This window comes from Pseudomonas sp. HLMP (genome assembly GCF_046365545.1).
Classification (GTDB): Bacteria; Pseudomonadota; Gammaproteobacteria; order Pseudomonadales; family Pseudomonadaceae; genus Aquipseudomonas; species Aquipseudomonas guariconensis_B.
Genome location: NZ_JBDLLR010000001.1, coordinates 4355073 through 4370567, shown reverse-complemented (window position 1 = coordinate 4370567; position 15495 = coordinate 4355073). Strand labels below are relative to the sequence as shown.

Below are 15495 nucleotides of genomic sequence, written 5' to 3'. Positions count from 1 at the left end.
ACCCGCCACACAGACCACGGGATACCGGTGTCACCGCTCTGTGGTGGTCCGCACGGCACGGACCTGGCTGAATGGTCAGGGTAGACCGAATTGCCGGACCTGACCTTGTTCTGGACCGGTGGGGCATGTCGCCGGTTCCGATCTTCCTTTATCATCGCCGCCCTGCCGGCGCCTGCCTTGCGCCGGATCAAGGCTGGCGGTGCACGCCAGCGACGTGGAGTGAGAGATGAATATCCTGTTCATGCATTGCCGGCCCGGCTTCGAGGGCGAGGTCTGCGCCGAGATCAGCGAACACGCCGCCCGCCTGGGTGTCGCGGGCTATGCCCGGGGCAAGCCGCAGAGCGCCTGTGCCGAGTTCGTCTGCACCGAGCCGGACGGCGCCGCGCGCCTGATGCGTGAACTGCGCTTCGAGCAGCTGATCTTTCCGCGCCAGTGGGCCCGGGGCGAGTTCGTCGAGTTGCCCGAGAGCGAGCGCATCGGCGTGCTGCTCGAGCACCTGGCCGAGCATCCGGTGTACGGCAGCCTGTGGCTGGAGGTGCTTGACAGCAACGAGGGCAAGGCGCTCTCGACCTTTTGCCGCAAGTTCGAGGTGCCGCTGCGCAAGGCCCTGGAAAAGGCTGGCCGCCTGGTCGAGGGCGCCGGGCGACCGCGCCTGCTGCTGACCTTCATCAGTGGCCGGCGGGTGTTCGTCGGCCTGGTCGAGGCGAACAATTCGGCGCTCTGGCCCATGGGCATCCCGCGCCTGAAGTTCCCCCGCGAGGCGCCCAGCCGCTCGACCCTCAAGCTGGAGGAGGCCTGGCACCAGTTCATCCCGCGCGAGCAATGGGAGCAGCGCCTGAACGACGACATGACCGGTGTCGACCTGGGGGCCTCGCCCGGTGGCTGGACCTACCAGTTGGTTCGGCGCGGCATGCTGGTAACGGCCATCGACAACGGCCCGATGGCCGAGAGCCTGATGGACACTGGCCTGGTCCAGCACCTGATGGCCGACGGTTTCACCTGGCAGCCGAAGCAGACGGTGGACTGGATGGTCTGCGACATCGTCGAGAAGCCTGCGCGCACCGCAGCGCTGATCGAGACCTGGCTGGGCGAGGGGTTGTGCCGCGAGGCGGTGGTCAACCTCAAGTTGCCGATGAAGCAGCGCTATGCCGAGGTACGCCGCCTGCTCGAACGTATCGAGGCCGGCTTCAAGGCACGCAAGGTCAAGGTGTCGATCGCCTGCAAGCAGCTGTACCACGACCGCGAGGAGGTCACCTGCCACCTGCGCCGGCTGGACCTCAAGCCACGCTGAGGCGGCTGGCTGGCGGCCGCTGCCCGGGCGAATGTGCCCGGGCGCTTGGAGCGCGCGGCCCGATGCGCGACAATGCCCCCATCATTTGTGGAGCACCCCATGACCGAATTCACCCCTGACGCCATCCTCGACGCCACCGGCCTGAACTGCCCGGAGCCGGTGATGATGCTGCACCAGCACGTCCGTGACCTGGCGGCCGGCGGCCTGCTCAAGGTCATCGCCACCGACCCCTCGACCCGCCGCGACATCCCCAAGTTCTGCAACTTCCTCGGCCATGAGCTGCTCGAGCAAGAGGAACAGGCCGGCACCTACCTGTACTGGATCCGCAAGAAGGCCGATTGAGCCCGCTGGATCGTGCCTGGCATAGCGCCTACACTGCGTGCCCCTGACAGGAGAGCGCCATGCTGATAGTTGCCGACGAGAATATCCCGCTGCTCGATGCCTTCTTTGCCGGTTTCGGCGAGATTCGCCGTTACCCCGGACGCAGCATCGACGCGGCCTGCGTCAAGGACGCCGATGTATTGCTGGTGCGCTCGGTAACCCAAGTCGACCGGCAACTGCTCGCGGGCAGCCAGGTGCGTTTCGTCGGCACTTGCACCATCGGCACCGACCACCTGGACCTGGACTACTTCGCCGAAGCCGGTATCCACTGGAGCAGCGCCCCGGGCTGCAACGCCCGGGGGGTGGTGGACTACGTGCTGGGCAGCCTGCTGACCCTGGCGGAGCTGGATGGCGTGGACCTGGCCAAGCGGGTCTACGGCGTGGTTGGTGCGGGGCAGGTCGGGGAGCGCCTGGTGCGGGTGCTGCACGGCCTGGGCTGGAAGGTGCTGGTCTGCGACCCGTTGCGCCAGGCCCGTGAGGGTGGCGATTTCGTCAGCCTCGAGACGATCCTCGAACAGTGCGATGCGATCAGCCTGCATACGCCGTTGCAGCGCGAGGGCGCACACCCCACCTGGCACCTGCTGGGCGCGGGGCAATTGGCGCGCCTGCGTGCGGGGGCCTGGTTGATCAATGCCAGCCGCGGTCCGGTGGTGGACAACCAGGCCCTGCGCGAGTTGCTGCTGGAGCGCGAAGACGTGCATGCGGTGCTGGATGTCTGGGAGGGCGAACCCCAGGTGGACCTGGTCCTGGCCGACCTGTGTACCCTGGCTACCCCGCATATCGCCGGTTACAGCCTGGATGGCAAGCAGCGTGGCACGGCGCAGATCTACCAGGCGTTCTGCCGCTGGCGGGGTGAGCCGGAGCAGGTGCAGTTGGCCGACCTGCTGCCGGCGCCGGCTCTGGCGCGGCTCGACCTGGATGCCGCCGCGGATCCGGCCTGGGCCTTGGCGACCCTGTGCCGGGCGGTGTACGACCCTCGGCGCGACGACGCCGATTTTCGCCGCAGCCTCAGTGATGTTCCGGCCGAGCAGCGCGCGGCCTTCGACCTGCTGCGCAAGCATTACCCGCATCGGCGCGAGATCGAGGGGCTGAAGGTGCACCTGAACGGCGATGCGCCACAGTTGGCGCAGGTGGTCAGTGCCTTGGGGGGCGTGCTGGTCTAGGGGGATGGGCTGCGACGCAGCCCCACGATGGTGCCCCTGAAAAGCAAAAACCCGGCGCAAGCGCCGGGTTGTAAGGGATTCGTTGCCTTCAGGCCTTGCGCACGGGTTCTTCCCGGCTCTTTTCCAGGTCCTTGCAGGCCTTCTGGATCATCTGCTCGGTGATCGGGATTTCACGGCCCTGGGCGTCGATGATCGAGCCGCAGACCTGGGATTGCGGTTGGTTCGTGGTCTTGGGCGTATCGCTGCTATGCTGCAAGCTCATTTCCTGTCTCCTCATCAGGTTCAAGCTCAGGGTAAACCACTTGCCGTGACTAGCCTGTGACAGCTCCCTGGGCGTCACGACAGGGACAGTCCAACAGAAAGCGCGGCAAAGCTCCAGAGGCACGTTAGAACGAAAGGGTATAGCAACCTTGGCCATCGCCTCGCCGCTGCGCTGTGGTCCTCATTGCGATACCGGGAGGCTGGCCACGGTTCCCCGTGAGCGGATGAGTGGTAGTCTGCTGCCCCCTAGCTGTGAATGGACACCTTCATGCCCGAGCCGGTTTCCTCCCGCCAGCGCCGCGCCCTGCGCCTGGGCTGGCGGTTCATCCGTCCGTACCGCAGGCAGGTAGCGCTGGCCTTGCTGGCACTGGTCGTGACCGCCGCCATCACCCTGTCGATGGGACAGGGCATCCGCCTGCTGGTGGACCAGGGGTTCATGACCCGCTCCCCACACCAGCTCAACCAGGCCATCGGCTTGTTCCTGCTGCTGGTGCTGGCCCTGGCGGTAGGGACCTTCAGCCGCTTCTACCTGGTGTCGTGGATCGGCGAACGCTGCGTGGCGGATATCCGCAAGGCGGTATTCGATCACCTGGTCGGCCTGCACCCGGGGTTCTTCGAGGACAACCGCAGCTCGGAGATCCAGTCGCGGCTGACCGCCGACACCACCTTGCTGCAATCGGTGATCGGCTCGTCACTGTCGATGTTCCTGCGCAACGCTTTGATGGTGGTCGGCGGGGTGGTGCTGTTGTTCGTCACCAACCCCAAGCTCACCAGCATCGTGGTGCTGGCGCTGCCCTTGGTGTTGGCGCCGATCCTGCTGTTCGGTCGGCGAGTGCGCAGCCTGTCGCGGCAGAGCCAGGACCGGGTTGCCGACGTGGGCAGCCACGTGGCCGAGGCCCTGGGGCAGATCAAGACGGTGCAGGCCTACAACCATCAGGCGCGGGACCGCGAGCTGTTCGCCGGCACCGTGGAAGCGGCGTTCGCCGTGGCGCGACGGCGCATTGCCCAGCGCGCATGGCTGATCACCCTGGTGATCGTGCTGGTGCTCGGTGCGGTGGGGGTGATGCTCTGGGTCGGCGGCATGGATGTCATCGCCGGGCGCATCTCCGGTGGCGAACTGGCGGCCTTCGTGTTCTACAGCCTGATCGTCGGCAGTGCCTTCGGCACCCTCAGCGAGGTGATCGGCGAGTTGCAACGAGCGGCCGGCGCCGCCGAGCGCATCGCCGAGCTGCTGGCGGCGCGCAGCGCCATCCTGGCCCCCGTCGAGCCTGCCGTGCTGCCGAGCGGGCGGGCCAAGGGGCGTATCGAGCTGCAGGGTATCCATTTTGCCTATCCGTCGCGGCCGACGGTCGCGGCCATCGATGGCCTGAGCCTGACCATCGAGCCTGGGCAGACCGTGGCGCTGGTGGGGCCTTCCGGTGCGGGCAAGTCGACCCTGTTCGACCTGTTGCTGCGCTTCTACGACCCCCAGCAGGGGCGCATCCTGCTCGACGGCCAGGCGATCGCCGAGCTGGCCCCGGACGAGCTGCGTCGGCAGTTCGCCCTGGTGGCGCAGAACCCGGCGTTGCTGCGTGGCACGGTGGAGGCCAACATCCGTTATGGACGGCCCGAGGCCAGCCTGGCGCAGGTCGAGGCAGCGGCGCGCAGCGCCCATGCCCATGAGTTCATCCAGCAATTGCCCCAGGGGTACCAGACCCTGCTGGGGGAGGGTGGCATCGGCTTGTCCGGCGGCCAGCGCCAGCGCCTGGCGATCGCCCGCGCGCTGCTGGTGGATGCGCCGATCCTGCTACTCGACGAAGCCACCAGCGCCCTCGATGCCCAGAGCGAGCACCTGGTCCAGCAGGCATTGCCCGGCCTTATGGCGGGCCGGACCACGCTGGTGATCGCCCACCGCCTGGCCACGGTGCAGCATGCCGACCGCATCGCGGTGATCGACAAGGGCCGCTTGGCGGCGATCGGCAACCATCGTCAATTGATCGAGGAAAGCCCGCTCTATGCAAGGTTGGCTGCCCTGCAGTTCAGTTCGGCGTGAAGAGTGGGGCAAGCTTCACGCCGCAAGCTGTAAGTAAGAGCGGACGGCGCTCAGGCATGACACCCTGCGCCGATCAGCTTGAAGCTTGGAGCTTGAATGGGGGAAATCCGCCATTTGCTGGACAAACGCCCGCTGCAGGTGGCGGATTGTCGCCAGCAAAACCGCCAATCTTCGGGTGCGACCATGCGCCTCAGCTATTAGCCATTGGTCTTGGTGGAGCTGGCACGGCTTGTGCTTTGGCGCGGGCTGGGCTTAGTGCCCGAGGCGATCGTGCCCCGATCCATCGAAACCCCATTCGCCGACCCTGCGATCTTGCTGGCCAACTGCCGCAAGACGCCACTCGCCTCGAGTGCCGGTCGTGCGGGCGAGAACAACAACCGGGCGTGCACACCGGGGGCAACGAGATGCCAACCACTTCACTTCAATTGGATTGAGCTATGAAAAAAATCCTGCTGACGCTCCTGTGCCTGAGCGTCATCGGCTGTTCCAAGCCCGGCGAGCCGGAAAAGTCCGTCGATGTCCTGCTGATCGGCGGCGGTATCATGAGCGCGAGCCTGGGGACCTACCTCACCGAGCTGGAGCCGAACTGGACGGTCGACGTCTACGAACGCATGGACCAGGTCGCCGAGGAAAGCTCCAATGCCTGGAACAACGCCGGCACCGGTCACTCCGCCTTCTGCGAGCTGAACTACACCAGCGAAGGCAAGGACGGCAAGATCGACATCAGCAAGGCGGTCAACGTCAACGAGCAGTTCGAGGTCTCCAAGCAGTTCTGGGCCTACCAGGTCGAGCAGGGTGTGCTGAGCAACCCGAAGTCGTTCATCAACAATGTGCCGCACATGAGCTTCGTCTGGGGTGACGAGAACGTCGCGTTCCTGCACAAGCGTGTCGAGGCCCTGCGGCACAGTTCGCTGTTCCGTGGCATGGAGATCTCCGAGGACCACGAGCAGATTCGCAAGTGGGTGCCGATCGTGATGGAGGGCCGTTCGCCCGAGCAAAAGGTCGCCGCGACCCGCATGGCCATTGGTACCGACGTCAACTTCGGCGAGATCACCCGCCAGTTGTTCGCTTCCATGGCCCGCAACCCGAACGTCAAGCTGCACCTGCGTCACGAAGTGCGTGACATCGTGCGCAATGATGACGGCAGCTGGAACGTGGTGGTAGCGGACCTTGCCAAGGGTGGCAAGGAAGCCCGCGTCAAGGCCAAGTTCGTGTTCATCGGCGCCGGTGGCGGCGCGCTGAAGCTGCTGCAGAAGTCCGGTATCCCTGAAGCCGAGGGCTACGCCGGTTTCCCAGTCGGTGGCCAGTTCCTGATGACCGACAACCCCGACATTGTCGCCCGCCACAAGGCCAAGCTGTACGGCAAGGCTTCGGTCGGCGCACCGCCCATGTCGGTCCCGCACCTGGATACCCGTGTCATCGACGGCAAGGAAGTGCTGCTGTTCGGCCCATTCGCGACCTTCTCGACCAAGTACCTGAAGAACGGCTCGCTGCTGGACATGTTCGCCTCGCTGACCACCCATAACATCAGCCCGATGATCAATGCCGGCATCGACAACTTCGACCTGAGCACCTACCTGATGGGCCAACTGATGCTCAGCTTCGACGACCGCATGGATGCCCTGCGCGAGTATTTCCCCAACGCCCAGAACCAGGACTGGAAACTGCTGCAGGCCGGCCAGCGCGTGCAGGTGATCAAGAAGGACCCTGAGCACGGCGGCATCCTGCAGTTCGGCACCGAGGTGGTGGCCTCCCAGGACGGCACCATCGCCGCGCTGCTGGGCGCTTCGCCAGGCGCTTCGACGGCTGCGCCGATCATGCTGACGGTGCTGGAGAAGACCTTCAAGGACCGCATCAAGACCCCGGAATGGCAGGCCAGGCTGAAGGAGATCGTGCCGACGTATGGCCAGAAGCTGAACAACGACCTCGAGCTGACCAACAAGACGCGTGAGTGGAGCCATTCGCGCCTGCAACTGCTGCACGTTCCGGTGCTGCCGGAGGAAGTGGCTGCGGTGCAGTAAATTGAAGCATGTACCGCGGGGCAATGCTGTTGCTCACGCCATGGGGCTGCTTTGCAGCCCATCGTCGGCAAGCCGGCGATGGGGCGCGAAGCGGCCCCCAATGGCCGCAGTAAAAGAGCCTTTTTCCAGGCACAACAAAAAGCCCGCTCAAGGCGGGCTTCTTGCAGTTTCGAGGAATTTGGTCGGAGAGACAGGATTCGAACCTGCGGCCTTCTCGTCCCGAACGAGACGCGCTACCTGGCTGCGCTACACTCCGATGACCGAAATCCTACTGCATACCCTTTTCGAACGCAACCCCTTGTTGCAAAAAGGAGCTTTGCCAAAAAGGGGAGGCGAAATCACAGCTCTTTGACGGTCCGGATCTGGTCTTTGTTGACGCGGGTACGCTTGCCGTCGAGCTGTTCGAATTCGTAGAAGCCGGAGTCTTCGTCATAGGAAGGGGTGTCCACTGCCTGGATCTCGCGGCCGTCGTTCAGGGTAATGACGGTTGGCGATGCGCAGCCGGCGAGGGCGCCCAGGCCCAGGGCGAGCAGGAAAGCGGGAAGGGTCCGTTGGATCATCGTGTTTCTCCAGTGCAATGGTGCTTGATGCCAGTTAAGACGCAAGGTGTCTGCGCAAGTTCCTTGCAAAGTGCAGCATAGCGGCAAAGGTGGGGCATTGATGGAGAACAATAGCCTGTCGTCCTGGGGCGCGCTTGCCCCCCGAATCTCAAGAACGGCGCGGCCCCTGGGAGCTGGCTTGTCGGCGATGGGCTGACAAATCCCAGTTGCCCCCTGCATAGCCACGCAGCGCAGCCTGCGACGGCCCACCCTGTGATATAACAACCGCCATCACCCACCGCTGCGACGGATCTCCATGAAAGCCAAGGCAGATACCCCCTTCGTGCCGCTGAACATCGCCGTGCTGACGGTCAGCGACACCCGTACTTTCGAAACCGATACTTCCGGCCAGTTGTTCGTCGACCGGCTCACCGCCGCCGGCCACCGATTGGCCGCGCGGGTACTGCTCAAGGATGATCTGTACAAGATCCGCGCCCAGGTCGCCACCTGGATCGCCGATGACCAGGTGCAGGTAGTGCTGATCACCGGCGGTACCGGCTTCACCGGCCGCGACAGCACGCCGGAAGCCGTGGCCTGCCTGCTGGACAAGCAGGTCGAGGGCTTCGGCGAGCTGTTCCGGCAGATCTCCGTGGCCGACATCGGCACCTCCACCGTGCAGTCCCGTGCCCTGGCAGGCCTGGCCAACGGTACCCTGGTGTGCTGCCTGCCGGGCTCGACCAATGCCGTGCGTACCGGCTGGGATGGCATCCTCGCCGAACAGCTCGATGCCCGTCACCGGCCCTGCAACTTCGTCCTCCACCTGAAGCAGGCAGCGGCCTGTGACAGCCGTGGTTGAGGGTATGCAGGCCCGGCCGCTGATGCCGGTGGAAGAAGCCCTGGAGCGGCTGCTGGCGCTGGCCGAGGCCGCGCCGATCCGTGACACCGAGGACGTGGCCCTGGCTGACGCCGAGGGCCGGGTGCTGGCCCGTGACCTGGTGGCCAGCCTCGACCTGCCGCCATGGCCGAACAGTGCCATGGATGGCTATGCCCTGCGCCTGGCCGACTGGCAGGGCGAGCCGCTGGCGGTGAGCCAGCGTATCTTCGCCGGCCACGCACCCGCGCCGCTGCAGCCGGGCACCTGCGCCCGGATCTTCACCGGCGCGCCACTGCCCGAAGGCGCCGACTGCGTCGAGATGCAGGAAAACGTCGAGGTCCTCGAGGATGGCCGGGTACGCTTGCTCGAGCCGTTGCAGGTCGGCCAGAACGTTCGCCCGCAGGGCCAGGAAACCCGGGTGGGCGAGCAAGTGATGGCCACGGGTACGCGCCTGGGGCCGATCGAGCTGGGCCTGGCCGCGACCCTGGGTCATGCCAGGCTCGAGGTGGTACGCAGGGTGCGGGTGGCCGTGCTGTCCACCGGGGACGAGCTGGTCGAGCCCGGCCTGCCGTTGGGGCCGGGGCAGATCTACAACAGCAATCGCCGCCTGCTGGCCAGCTGGTTGCAGCGCCTGGGCTGCGAGGTGGTGGATGTGGGCATCCTCGCCGACGACCTGCAACGAACCGGCGAATGCCTGGCCGGGCTGGGCGATGTCGACCTGATCCTGTCCACGGGCGGCGTTTCGGTGGGCGAGGCCGACTACCTGGGAATGGCCTTGCGCGAAGCTGGTGAACTGGCCCTCTGGAAGCTGGCGATCAAGCCGGGCAAGCCGCTGACGTTCGGGCATTTTCGTGGCGTGCCGGTCATCGGCCTGCCGGGCAACCCGGCGTCGACCCTGGTGACCTTCGGCTTGTTGACCCGGCCCTACCTGTTGCGCCGCCAGGGCGTGACCCAGGTCGCGCCACTGCGTTTCGACATGCCGGCAGGATTCGACTGGCCCCGCTCAGGCACGCGCCGCGAATACCTGCGGGCGCGGATCGAGCAAGGCCAGGTGCGCATCTACAAGAACCAGAGCTCTGGCGTGCTGCGCAGCGCGGCCTGGGCCGAGGGGCTGGTGGAAGTGCGCGAAGGCACCACGCCGCGCGAGGGCGACAGCGTGTCGTTCATTCCCTTCAGCGAGCTACTTGGCTGAGCGGCCGAGCAACACGTCGCCCAGGGACGCGGCCTGCGCCGGTGCCAACTGGCGCAGGCGCATGTGCACGTTCTCCAGTTGCTGGGCCGCGACGCTCCAGTCGTGGCGTTGGCGGGCGAACTGGCGGCCGGCCTCGCCCAACTGGCACATGCGCCAGGGCTGGTTGAGCAGTTGGGTGATCAGCAGGGCGAGCTGACCACCCTCGTCACCGCCCAGGTAGTGCTCGCCGTTGTTGACCGCAAGGCCGGACGCGCCCTTGTGGGTGGTGATCACCGGCAGCCCGGCGGCCATCGCCTCGAGGATCTTCACCTTCGAGCCACCGGCGTAGCGCAGCGGCGCGAAGAACAGCGCCGAACGTCGTTGCAGCTCGCGCAGGTCGGGGCGATAGCCGATCCATTCGATGCGCGGATCGTTCCAGTGCAGTTTCCAGCTGGGCGGCAGGGCATGCCCGGCAATGGCCAGGCGTACCGCCGGGTTGCTCATCCATACCTGGGGCAGGATCTCCTCCAGCGCCCATTCGATGGCTTCCAGGTTGGCGCCATACTCGAAGTTGCCGACGAACAGCAGGCGCTGGCTGTGAAAGGCCGGGCACACCGCCTGGTAGTAGTCGCAATCGACGCCATTGACCACCACGTTCACCCGGCGCCCGCTGATCTGGCTGATCAATTCGGCATCATGGGCGCTGACTGCCACTACCTCGCTGGGCTGGCGCAGTACCCGCTGTTCCCAGCGCCGATAGCGCCAGCGGTCGAAGGCATTGAGCGGCCGTAGCCACAGCGGCAATCGGTCGTGGCAGGCGACGCCCATCACCGATTCGAGGGTGTGCTCACTGAGCATGTAGGGCAGGCCACGGGCCTGCAGGGCTTTCTCGAAGGGCTGGAAGCTGTAGCTGTGTTCGATCTGGATCACGTCCCAGGGCTCGTCCAGCAGTTGCTCGAAGCGGTGTCGCAGGCACGGCGCCAGGCCATGGATGATGGCCCGCATGGGGTAGTCGATGATCGGCGAGGCTAGCAGGTTGAGCGGGCTGTGCAGTGGCCGCCTGGGGAGCACGACCAGGCGCTCGACCAGGGGTTCCAGGGCCTCGCGGGCGGCATCGCCGAGCGGTACCTTCGACTGCACCAGCAAGGTGATCCGGTGCCCGTGCCGCGCCAGTTCGCGCAGCAGGTGGTATTGCCGGGTCTTGCTGCCGCTGGTGGTGGGCCAGGGCAGGTAGGGCAGTGTCCAGAGTATGCGCATGGCCCCGTTCCTCGCTATGGGCCGCCTGGCGGCCCTGAAAGACAGAACGCGCCCTGGGGGCAGTCAACCGAGGGCGGCTGCCGGGGCGCGTCCATAGATATCAGTAAAGCGCACGATGTCGTCTTCGCCCAGGTACTCGCCGCTTTGCACCTCGATCATCACCAGGTCGATGACGCCGGGGTTGGTCAGGCGGTGGGTGCGGCCTGGCTTGATGAAGGTGGACTCGTTGGTGTCGAGCAGGAACTCTTCATCGCCGTTGGTCACGCAGGCCATGCCGCTGACCACGATCCAGTGCTCGCTGCGATGATGGTGCATCTGCAGGGACAGCGATTCGCCCGGGCGCACCATGATGCGCTTGATCTTGAAGCGTGGCCCTTCCTCGAGCACGGTGTAGGTGCCCCAGGGGCGGGTGACGGTGCGGTGCAGGCGATAGGCATCGTGGCCTTGGCGCTTGAGCTGCTGGGCGATCACCCTGACCTCCTGGCTGCGCGCGGCATCGGCGATCAGCAGGGCGTCGGGGGTGTCGATGACGATCAGGTTGTCCAGGCCGACGGCCCCGACCAGCCGGCGCGGCGCATCGATGTAGCAGTTGTGCACGTCGTGCAGCACGGCTTCGCCGTTGCAATGGTTGCCATGGCGGTCGGTGGGCCTGAGTTCGCGTACCGCCTCCCAGCAGCCGATGTCGCTCCAGCCCAGCTCGCACGGCACCACGGCGACCTGGCGGGAATGCTCCATCAGGGCGAAGTCGATGGAGATGTCCGGGGCCTTGGCGAAGGTGGCCGGCTCCAGTTCCACCTGCAGGGTGCGGTCACCCTGCTTGGTCTCGCTCTGCTCCAGGCACTCGGTCACGCTGGCCAGTACCTGCGGCGCATGGGCCTGCAGCTCGTCCAGCAGGGTGTCCACGCGCAGGCAGAACATGCCGGCATTCCACAGGTGGCGGCCGCCGTCGAGGTAGGCCTGGGCAGTGGTGGCGTCGGGTTTCTCCACGAAGCGTGCGACCTGGTAGCCGAGCTCGCCCAGTGCCTGGCCTTGCTCGATGTAGCCAAAACCGGTCTCGGCTCGGGTCGGCAGCAGGCCGAAGGTGGACAGCCAACCGGCATGGGCCAGTTGGGCGGCCTGGGCGACGGCCTGCTCGAAGGCATCCAGGTCCTGGATCAAATGGTCGGCTGGCATGACCAGCAGCAGGCAGTCGTCGCCATACAGACGGGCACAGTGCAGCGCGGCGGCGGCGATGGCAGGAGCTGTGTTGCGCCCGCAGGGTTCGAGGATGAAGTCCAGGGCTGCGTTGAACGGGTTGACCTGCTGGTACTCGTCCTGGGTGCGGAAGAAGACATCGCGGTTGGTCACCGTCACCACCCGCTCCACGCCTGGCAGGGCGCTGGCGCGGGCGAAGGTCTTCTGCAGCAGGCTCTGGCCATCGGGCAGGCGCATGAAGGGCTTGGGCATGGCCTCGCGGGACACTGGCCAGAGACGGGTGCCGGCGCCGCCAGCGATGATGCAGGGAATCAGAACGCTCATTTCACAGCCTCGAATCAGGGCGCTGCGGGCAGCGCGACCAAAGGAAATCTCGACCTGTCAGGCGTCTGGCGGGGAGAAAAGTCAATAAAATGACTTTTTCTGTCGGCATCATCCGTGAAGGCCAAATATTTGTCGAATGATGCACCCGCTGCTTTCAGCTTTCAATGTTATTTATGTGAAACCGGCTATCTTCTGACGCAATCGCCCTTGGCATGCAGCAATCTGCCTCGGGCGATGGTCGAGATCGGAGTGGACTTTCTTCAGGGAGTAGCGCGATGCACGAGCGCAAGGCGATGTTGATCCTGCATGGCAAGCAAGCCATGAACGAGGAGGTGCGCAGCGCCGTGGGCAGCTTGCGGGAACGGGGCTGGACACTGGACGTGCGCTTGACCTGGGAGGCGGGCGATGCCCAGCGCCTGGTCGATGAGGCCTTGGCGGCCGGTTATCCCCATATCGTGGCCGGTGGCGGCGATGGCACCTTGCGTGATGTGGCCGAGGCCATGGGCCTGGCCGGCGGTCAGGCCAGCCTGGCGCTGTTGCCGCTGGGCACGGCCAATGATTTCGCCAAGGCCGCGGCGGTACCGCTGGAGCCGGATGCCGCCCTGGCCCTGCTGGAGCAACCCGCCCGGGCCATCGACCTGGGCAAGGTCGGCGAGCAACTGTTCCTCAACATGGCCACGGGCGGTTTCGGCAGCCAGGTCACGGCCAATACCTCGGAGGACTTGAAGAAGGTGCTGGGTGCGGCCGCCTATCTGTTCACCGGCCTGTCGCGTTTCAGCGAGCTGCAGGCGGCCTCGGTGGAGCTGCAGGGACCGGACTTCCACTGGCAGGGCGACCTGCTGGCGCTGGGCATCGGCAATGGCCGCCAGGCCGGGGGCGGGCACGTGCTGTGCCCGCAGGCGGTGGTCGACGACGGCCTGCTGGATATCGGTATCCTGCCCGCACCGCAGGAGATGGTGGGGGCCTTGCGTGAGTTGCTCGCCGGGGAGGAATTGTTCGTCCGGGCCCGCTTGCCCTGGGTGGAAATCAAGAGCTCCCAGGGCCTGGACATCAACCTCGACGGTGAACCGCTGCAGGCCGACAGCCTGCGATTCGAGGCCTGCCCGGGGGCATTGCGTCTGCACCTGCCGGCCGATTCGCCGCTGCTCAGTCGTCCAGGCTGATGATCTTCTCGCGCACGGCGAACAGCACCAGGCCCGCCACGTCGTAGATCTGCAGGCGCTTCATGATCTGCGAGCGGTGGGTTTCCACGGTCTTGATCGACAGGCCCAGGCCGTTGGCGATCTCCCGGGTCGATTTGCCGCGCACGATCAGCCGCAGGATCTCCAACTGGCGGGCGGTCAGGTTGTGCCGGTCGCTGGCAGGCTGCCTGCCCGTCTGGGCGCGTAGCAGGGCCTGGTTGATCACCGTGTGGGCGATGGCCGGGCTGAGGTAGCGCTCTCCGTTGCACAGGGCGAGCAAGGCCTGCTCCAGTTCGGTGGCCGTGGTGTCCTTGAGCAGGTAACCGTGGGCGCCGCTTTCCAGGGCGCGCATGATCAACTCCGGGTCGGTATGCATGGAGAGGATCAGCACCTTGCAGGTGCAACCGCTCGCCCGCAGTTGGGTGAGGGCGTCCAGGCCACCGGTCGAGCGCATGGAAATGTCCAGCAGGACGATATCCGGCGCCAGGCGTTGGACCATCTCCAGCAACTGGCTGCCATCGTCGGCTTCGCCGACCACCGCGTAGCCGGGAATGTCGGCGACCAGGGCGCGGACCCCGGCGCGGATCAGCGAGTGGTCGTCCACCAGCAACAATCTACAGGTCATGGGCAGCGGAGGTCCTGGCACGTTCTCGGGTGCGTGGCGGCCATGGGAACAGGGCGTCGATACGGGTGCCCTGGCCAGGTCGACTGGTCACCTGCAGGCTGCCCTGCAGGGCCGTCGCTCGCTCAAGCATACCTGCCATGCCCCGTTGGCCGGCCTTGGCCGGATCGTCGGCGGGGACGAAGCCGCAGCCGTCGTCCTGGATCGACAGGGCGAGGCCTTCGGGTGTGCGTTGCAGGCGGATCGTCAGGTTGCGTGCATGGGCATGGCGCAGCATGTTGGTGACCGCTTCCTGGGTGATGCGAAAGGCGGCCATGGACACGGCTTCGCAGATACCGCCCAGGCGTTGCCGGCATTCCAGGCTCCAGTGCACGTCGGTGTTTTCCAGGGTGCGCAGCAGATGGGCGCGCAGGCTGGCTTCCAGGCCGAGGCTGGCCAGTTGCCGTGGATTGAGGATCGCCGAGACATCGCGCACGTTGGCCAAGGTGTTCTCCAGGGTCGTGCGCAAGGTGGTGCACTGTGTCTGCAACTCGTCGGGCACGCGGCGTTGCAACCAATCGACCTGGAGCTTGGCGGCGGTGAGCAACTGGCCTATGTCGTCATGCAGTTCCCGGCTCAGCCGCTGGCGCTCGCTTTCCTGGACCTTGAGCATGCGGTCGGCCAGTTCCGCCGGGCGCAGGTTGATCGACCGGGCCCCATGGCGCAGTTGCCAACCGACCCCGAACATGGCGGCCAGTTGCAACAGCAACAGGCCGAGCGGCAGCGGTTGCGCACGCAGGCACAGCACCAGGTTGGCAGCCAGCGATGCCACGCACAGGGCGGCGGTCGTCCAGTGCAACAGGGCAGTGCAGGAGCGGCAACGCTGGGGGATCTTCAAGCGTGGGAGCATAGATTGGGAAGCCACTGAATCATCGCTGTTGGAGGCCTTGCATGTGCCAGAGGCTTTGGCGTCCTGCTTTCAGTCAGTCATCGAGTGTGCGTCGAATCGAGCCATACCTGTGACGTGCGCACTTGTTGTGCGCATGGTATCACTTCAGGTTGATTTGGTCGCGACTGGCTAATTGACTGAAACCTCAGGGTTTTCGGGCCGATACGAGCGGTCGTGCGGCCAGTTGGATGGCAATGTGCTGTTACTGGGTGGGTCGGCTTTACTTCCAGGTACAACTCACCGAGCCACCCCGCTC

Annotated in this window: 14 protein-coding genes and 1 tRNA gene; 8 read left to right on the top strand and 7 right to left on the bottom strand. The window is 65.8% G+C overall.

Annotated features, from left to right (window positions below):
* Nucleotides 1-226 precede the first annotated feature (226 nt).
* From rlmM to pdxB, 3 genes are all read left to right on the top strand, one after another.
* Complete coding sequence (gene rlmM / locus ABFA30_RS20175) at nucleotides 227-1291, top strand: 23S rRNA (cytidine(2498)-2'-O)-methyltransferase RlmM (RefSeq protein ID WP_410045837.1); 1065 nt, start codon at nucleotides 227-229, stop codon at nucleotides 1289-1291.
* A 99-nt stretch (nucleotides 1292-1390) separates the two neighbouring features.
* The gene (gene tusA, locus ABFA30_RS20170) at nucleotides 1391-1633 is read left to right on the top strand and encodes a sulfurtransferase TusA (protein ID WP_225786943.1); all 243 of its coding nucleotides are present in this window, start codon (nucleotides 1391-1393) and stop codon (nucleotides 1631-1633) included.
* Between the two features lie 59 nt (nucleotides 1634-1692).
* Nucleotides 1693-2835: a 4-phosphoerythronate dehydrogenase PdxB gene (pdxB, locus tag ABFA30_RS20165; protein ID WP_410045836.1), complete on the top strand. Its 1143-nt coding sequence runs from the start codon at nucleotides 1693-1695 to the stop codon at nucleotides 2833-2835.
* A gap of 88 nt (nucleotides 2836-2923) precedes the next feature.
* On the opposite strand, the gene ABFA30_RS20160 is transcribed toward pdxB, so the two are convergent.
* A complete protein-coding gene (locus ABFA30_RS20160; RefSeq protein WP_225786941.1) occupies nucleotides 2924-3097 on the bottom strand; it encodes a PA1571 family protein in 174 nt (57 codons plus the stop codon).
* Between the two features lie 267 nt (nucleotides 3098-3364).
* Here ABFA30_RS20160 and ABFA30_RS20155 point away from each other — a divergent pair, with 267 nt between their 5' ends.
* Together ABFA30_RS20155 and mqo are read left to right on the top strand one after the other, a co-directional pair.
* The gene (locus ABFA30_RS20155) at nucleotides 3365-5128 is read left to right on the top strand and encodes an ABC transporter transmembrane domain-containing protein (RefSeq protein WP_253090890.1); all 1764 of its coding nucleotides are present in this window, start codon (nucleotides 3365-3367) and stop codon (nucleotides 5126-5128) included.
* Between the two features lie 437 nt (nucleotides 5129-5565).
* Nucleotides 5566-7149 carry a malate dehydrogenase (quinone) gene (gene mqo, locus ABFA30_RS20150; RefSeq protein ID WP_225786939.1) on the top strand — a complete coding sequence of 528 codons (1584 nt, stop codon included), beginning with the start codon at nucleotides 5566-5568 and terminating at the stop codon, nucleotides 7147-7149.
* Nucleotides 7150-7328: 179 nt separating this feature from the next.
* Here the strand turns inward: mqo and ABFA30_RS20145 are convergent.
* Nucleotides 7329-7405 (bottom strand) — tRNA-Pro (locus ABFA30_RS20145).
* A gap of 82 nt (nucleotides 7406-7487) precedes the next feature.
* Nucleotides 7488-7709, bottom strand: coding sequence for a YgdI/YgdR family lipoprotein (locus ABFA30_RS20140; protein WP_110971301.1), 222 nt, complete (start codon nucleotides 7707-7709; stop codon nucleotides 7488-7490).
* A 295-nt stretch (nucleotides 7710-8004) separates the two neighbouring features.
* Between ABFA30_RS20140 and moaB the strand changes: the two genes are divergently transcribed.
* Both moaB and glp read left to right on the top strand, forming a co-directional pair.
* The gene (gene moaB / locus ABFA30_RS20135; RefSeq protein WP_410045835.1) at nucleotides 8005-8544 is read left to right on the top strand and encodes a molybdenum cofactor biosynthesis protein B; all 540 of its coding nucleotides are present in this window, start codon (nucleotides 8005-8007) and stop codon (nucleotides 8542-8544) included.
* Between the two features lie 4 nt (nucleotides 8545-8548).
* Nucleotides 8549-9754: a gephyrin-like molybdotransferase Glp gene (gene glp / locus ABFA30_RS20130; RefSeq protein WP_410046060.1), complete on the top strand. Its 1206-nt coding sequence runs from the start codon at nucleotides 8549-8551 to the stop codon at nucleotides 9752-9754.
* Here the strand turns inward: glp and ABFA30_RS20125 are convergent.
* Entirely contained in the window at nucleotides 9743-10990 is a 1248-nt protein-coding gene (locus ABFA30_RS20125) for a glycosyltransferase family 4 protein (protein ID WP_253080499.1), read from the bottom strand. The two genes, glp and ABFA30_RS20125, sit on opposite strands and share 12 nt — an antisense overlap.
* 63 nt (nucleotides 10991-11053) lie before the next feature.
* Nucleotides 11054-12508, bottom strand: a complete 1455-nt coding sequence (locus tag ABFA30_RS20120) for a mannose-1-phosphate guanylyltransferase/mannose-6-phosphate isomerase (protein WP_253100475.1) — start codon at nucleotides 12506-12508, stop codon at nucleotides 11054-11056.
* Nucleotides 12509-12783: 275 nt separating this feature from the next.
* Here ABFA30_RS20120 and yegS point away from each other — a divergent pair, with 275 nt between their 5' ends.
* The gene (gene yegS, locus ABFA30_RS20115) at nucleotides 12784-13671 is read left to right on the top strand and encodes a lipid kinase YegS (protein ID WP_225786935.1); all 888 of its coding nucleotides are present in this window, start codon (nucleotides 12784-12786) and stop codon (nucleotides 13669-13671) included.
* Here the strand turns inward: yegS and ABFA30_RS20110 are convergent.
* Both ABFA30_RS20110 and ABFA30_RS20105 read right to left on the bottom strand, forming a co-directional pair.
* Nucleotides 13655-14314, bottom strand: a complete 660-nt coding sequence (locus ABFA30_RS20110; protein WP_368815648.1) for a response regulator — start codon at nucleotides 14312-14314, stop codon at nucleotides 13655-13657. The genes yegS and ABFA30_RS20110 overlap by 17 nt on opposite strands.
* Nucleotides 14304-15200: a sensor histidine kinase gene (locus ABFA30_RS20105; protein ID WP_253080517.1), complete on the bottom strand. Its 897-nt coding sequence runs from the start codon at nucleotides 15198-15200 to the stop codon at nucleotides 14304-14306. The genes ABFA30_RS20110 and ABFA30_RS20105 overlap by 11 nt, the downstream gene beginning before the upstream one ends.
* Nucleotides 15201-15495: the final 295 nt, after the last annotated feature.